This window comes from Hymenobacter agri, assembly GCF_054778495.1.
This window is the reverse complement of record NZ_BAAGZM010000346.1, coordinates 1-4,464: the sequence shown is the minus strand read 5'-3', so window position 1 is coordinate 4,464 and position 4,464 is coordinate 1. Positions and strand designations below refer to the sequence as shown.

The following is a 4,464-nucleotide window of genomic DNA, read 5'->3' as shown; positions in this document are numbered from 1 at the left end:
AGCCTGCGGGCCGGTGGCCGCCGGGCGGGTGGTGCCGCAGGCGGGCAGGGCCAGCAGCAGGGCCAGCGTCATTTTTGCCGAAAAATCAATCATATAGTGCAGGATAGTGAAATTAAGCGGCTGTGGGCGACCACCGCGCCGGTAGGCCGGGCGCAACATGCGGCCGGTCGCGGTTCAAAACGTAGCTTTACGGCCGAACAATGAATGTCGCCCGCTACATCTCGCACAAAATCGACGGCGGGGCCGATTCCGGCTCCTTCACGTCGTCGGTCACAAAAATAGCCATCATCAGCATTGCCATGGGCTTGGCAGTGATGGTGGTGTCGTTTGCCATTCTGCAAGGGTTTCGCAACGAGATTCAAAACAAGATTTTCTCGTTTGGCGCGCACCTGCAAATCTCGCGCTACGACACCAACAACTCGCTCGAAGTGGCGCCCATTCCCGGCCCGCGCCTGGTGCAGCAGCTGCACGAGTTTCCGGAAGTGAAGTCGACGCAGCCCTTCGCCGTGAAAACGGCCATCATCAAAACGCCCGATGAGGTGATGGGCGTGGTGCTGAAGGGCATTGCTGAAACCGACGGCCCCTCGCCCATGCGCCAGAACCTGGTGGCCGGTAAGTTCATCGGCTTCCCCGATTCGGCGGCCAGCGACGACGTGCTGATTTCGCGCAAAGTGGCCGACAAGCTGCGGCTGAACGTGGGCGATAAAACGCTGTTTTACTTCATTCAGAACCCGCCGCGTATCCGCCCATTTCGGGTGAGCGGTATCTATTCGACGGGCCTCGACGAGTTCGACGAAGTGTACGTCATCGGCGATATTCGCCAGATTCGGGGACTGAACTCGCCGGCGTGGGCCGACTCGCTGGTGGGCGGCATGGAAGTCGTGCTTAAGGACTTCAAAACCCTCGACGCCACGGCCGACAAGTTCTACGAGCGGCTGCCCTACGATTTGAAAATCGACAAAATCACCGACCAGTACGCCCAACTCTTCGATTGGCTGCAACTGCTGAACCGCAACGTGGTGATTTTCCTGATTCTCATCATCTTCGTGGCCACGTTCAATATGGTGGCCACCATCTTCATCATGATTCTGGAGCGCACCAACATGATTGGGATTCTGAAGGCACTCGGGGCCACGGACAACCAGATTCGGCGCATGTTCTTCTTCCGGGGGCTGTCGCTCACGGTGCGCGGCATGCTCATCGGCAACGCGGTGGCCGTGGGTTTCTGCGCCATCCAATACTACTTTCACGTCATCCCGCTCGACCCCGAGAACTATTACATGGACCGCGTGCCGATTTCGTGGGACCCGGAAATGCTGCTGATTTTGAACGGAGCCACCTTCGCCGCCTCGCTGCTGGCCGTGCTGATTCCGACGTATCTGATTTCGCGCATCAAGCCGGTGGTGGCCATCAAGTTCGACTAACTGTCTGAACCGTAGATTTCCGCAGATTAAACGGATAAGAACGGATTCGAGCGAAGCCAATTCCCATCGTCAATTCCAAAATAAAAAGCAGAAGGCCCGCACGGTTAATGTGCGGGCCTTCTGCTTTTACCGGAAACGCGTTGTAAGTAATGCGCCGAAAGAATCCGTTCTTATCCGTTTAATCTGCGAAAATCTGCGGTTCAGACAAGATACCGGCTTTGCAGCACCAGGTTCGGGTCGGGGCAGAGGGCGGCCCACTTGTCGCGCTCGCTGGGGCGGGCCACGCCGGGGAAGTCGCCCGAGTGGTGGCCCATGTTGGCCACCAGCTGAAAATGCAGGTGCGGCGGCCAGTCGCCGTTTTCGGGGAAGGGGCCGACTGTGGCGAAAGCTTCGCCTTTTTGCAGCGACTGGCCCACGCGCAGCGCCTGCCACTCGGCACGGCTCAGGTGGCCGTAGAGGCTATAGAACACGGTGCCTTCGAGCTCGTGCTGGAGGATGACGGTGGGACCGTAGTCGCCGAAGTTGTCGTTGTCGGCCAGGCTGTGCACCACGGCGGGCAGCGGCGCGAGCACGGGCGTGCTGGCTGGCACCCACACATCCACGCCCAAGTGGAGCGAGCGGGCTTCTTCGGCCGCACCGGGGCCGAAATGCGCGCTGCGACGGTAGATGACGCGGTTTTCGAGGTAGCCGCCTACGCCCACGGTGGCGTGGGCAGCGGCCAGCAGCTGGTTTACCAGCGCGTCGAAGGCGGCGGTGTCGCGCAGGTCGGCGTTGGCGACAATGGGGTTGCTGGCCGAAAAATCGAGGCGCGTAACGGTGGCGGCGTTGAGGTCGAGGGGCAGCACGGGGCCGAATTCGGCGGCGTGGCGGCGTAGGAGGGAGGGGAGAGTCAAAGCAGGAAAGTTGGCGTCGAATGAAGAAGCCCGCATTTGCAAACCACGCGGGGCGAAGTACTGTTGAGGGCGGGAAGCGGCAAGTTACCTTTGCGGGCGAAGTTGGCTGGGCCGCGGCCCGGCCCAACGTTCAACCTTTTGTTCAATTGCCCGCGCCGGACGGCCGCATTCGCCCTAATCCGTACGCCCCGTTAGTCCCACCCTTATTCCGCATGAGTTACCAGACCCTGACCGTAGTTGCGCTGACCCAGGAAACCGCCGATACCGTTACCATCCATCTCGAACGGCCCGACCGCCAGCCCATTGCCAGCCGGCCGGGCCAGTTCCTCACCCTGATTCTGCCCTGCGGGCCGGGCGGCAAAAAGGAGCGCCGCGCCTACTCGCTCAGCAGCACCCCCGCCGACGCCCCGCGCCTGTCCGTGACGGTGAAGCGCGTGCCGGGCGGCCTCGTGAGCAACTATTTGCTTGATACTGTGCAGGTGGGCCAGCAGCTGGAGGTAATGGAGCCGCTGGGTAATTTCACGCTCGCGCCCAGCCCCAAGGCGGCGCGCTCGCTGGTACTCATCGGCGCCGGCTCGGGCATCACCCCGCTCATGTCGATGCTGAAGGCCGTGCTGGCCGGCGAGCCCAACAGCCACGTGCTGCTCATTTACGGCAACCGCAACGAGGAATCGGTGATTTTCCAGCAGCAGCTCGCGGCCCTCGAAGCCAGCGCGGGCGGCCGCCTGCAGGTGGAGCACGTGTACAGCCAGCCCTTGCAGCCCATGGCCCCGCACCGCCACACCGGCCGCCTGAACCGCACCAGGCTGCTGCGCATTCTGGAGCAGCGCCACCAGTTTCCGGCCGAGCAGGCCGACTACTTCCTCTGCGGCCCCGAGGGCCTGATGGCCGAAGCCCGCGCCGCCCTCGACCTGCTGAAGGTACCCGAGGCCCGCATCCGCCGCGAAAGCTTCGTGGCCGCCGCCGACAATGCCGAGGTAGCCGCCAACCAGCCCAACGGCCACGGCGACGTAACCGCCAACGCCTCCGACGAAGTGAAAGCAACCCGCACCGTTACCCTGCAGTACGAAGGCAGCGAGTACCAGATTGAGGTGCCCAAAGGCAAAACCATTCTCGAAACCGCCCTCGACCAGGACATCGACCTGCCGTATTCCTGCCAGGCTGGCCTGTGCACGGCCTGCCGCGGCAAGTGCCTCAGCGGCCAGGTGCATCTCGACGAGCGCGAGGGTCTGTCCGATTCGGAAATGAAGCAGGGCTACATTCTGACCTGCGTGGGCCACCCGATGACCGATGACGTGGTAATTGAGATTGGGTAAGCATCGGAACAAGTAACCGGAACGTCATGCTGAGCGCAGCCGAAGCATCTCTCCCGCAGAACTAATCCCGACGATTGAGTTTGCTGCCACGGGAAAGATACTTCGGCTGCGCTCAGCATGACGTTCTGTTTTTGTTTCGAATGCCCATAAACTCTTCTCAATTTATCCACCCACCCCGCCACCATTCTGCGTACCTGACAGCCCCAGCCGGCGCACCCGCCGGCCCGCGTTTATACTTGTAAGATGATGCAACTTGTTGAACCCACCGCCGAGTCGGCCACCGATACCAGCCGCCCGCCGCGCCACTACCTGCCCGAAGAATTTGCCGTAACCGACTGGGCTACCATTGAGCCTTTTTTCCAGGAGCTGCAGGCTCGCCCCGTGCAGTCGGCGGCGGAGCTGGAGCGCTGGCTGCTCGACCGCTCCGAGCTGGAATCGGTGTTGAGCGAGGACCTGGCCTGGCGCTACATCCGCATGACCTGCGACACGCAGGACGCCGCCCGCGCCGAAGCCTTCCAGTATTTCGTGAACGAAGTGGAGCCGCAGGTGGCGCCCTACGACCACGCCCTGAACGAGAAGATGCTGGCCGTGCCCGCCCTGGCCGACCTCGACGCCAGCCGCTACGGCGTGTTTCTGCGCTCGGTGCGCCGGGCTTCGGAAATCTACCGGGCCGAAAACATTCCGCTGAAAACTGACATCAGCACTAAGCAGCAGCAGTACGCCGCTACCGTGGGTGCGATGAACGTAATCATAGCTGGCGAGGAGCTGACCCTGCCCCAGGCCGCCGACCGCCTCAAAAGCCCCGACCGGGCCGTGCGCGAGGCCGCCTGG

Annotated in this window: 3 protein-coding genes and 1 pseudogene; 3 read left to right on the top strand and 1 reads right to left on the bottom strand. The window is 62.3% G+C overall.

Features of this window, described 5'->3' with window-relative positions; all coding sequences use genetic code 11:
- Positions 1–200 precede the first annotated feature (200 nt).
- Positions 201–1,424 carry an ABC transporter permease gene (locus ACYVDE_RS15350; RefSeq protein ID WP_460502414.1) on the top strand — a complete coding sequence of 408 codons (1,224 nt, stop codon included), beginning with the start codon at positions 201–203 and terminating at the stop codon, positions 1,422–1,424.
- Positions 1,425–1,624: 200 nt separating this feature from the next.
- Here ACYVDE_RS15350 and ACYVDE_RS15345 read toward each other — a convergent pair whose 3' ends face one another.
- On the bottom strand, positions 1,625–2,317 hold the full coding sequence (locus ACYVDE_RS15345; protein WP_460502413.1) for a peptidoglycan DD-metalloendopeptidase family protein: 693 nt from the start codon (positions 2,315–2,317) through the stop codon (positions 1,625–1,627).
- A gap of 212 nt (positions 2,318–2,529) precedes the next feature.
- Between ACYVDE_RS15345 and ACYVDE_RS15340 the strand changes: the two genes are divergently transcribed.
- Positions 2,530–3,633 carry a 2Fe-2S iron-sulfur cluster-binding protein gene (locus ACYVDE_RS15340; protein ID WP_460502412.1) on the top strand — a complete coding sequence of 368 codons (1,104 nt, stop codon included), beginning with the start codon at positions 2,530–2,532 and terminating at the stop codon, positions 3,631–3,633.
- Positions 3,634–3,876: 243 nt separating this feature from the next.
- A pseudogene (locus ACYVDE_RS15335) lies at positions 3,877–4,464 on the top strand (M3 family oligoendopeptidase); the annotation flags it as partial.

Bases quoted from the DNA above. Each gene is read 5' to 3' on its own strand.
- ACYVDE_RS15350 (WP_460502414.1), top strand. From the start codon at position 201: ATGAATGTCGCCCGCTACATCTCGCACAAAATCGACGGCGGGGCCGAT.
- ACYVDE_RS15340 (WP_460502412.1), top strand. From the start codon at position 2,530: ATGAGTTACCAGACCCTGACCGTAGTTGCGCTGACCCAGGAAACCGCC.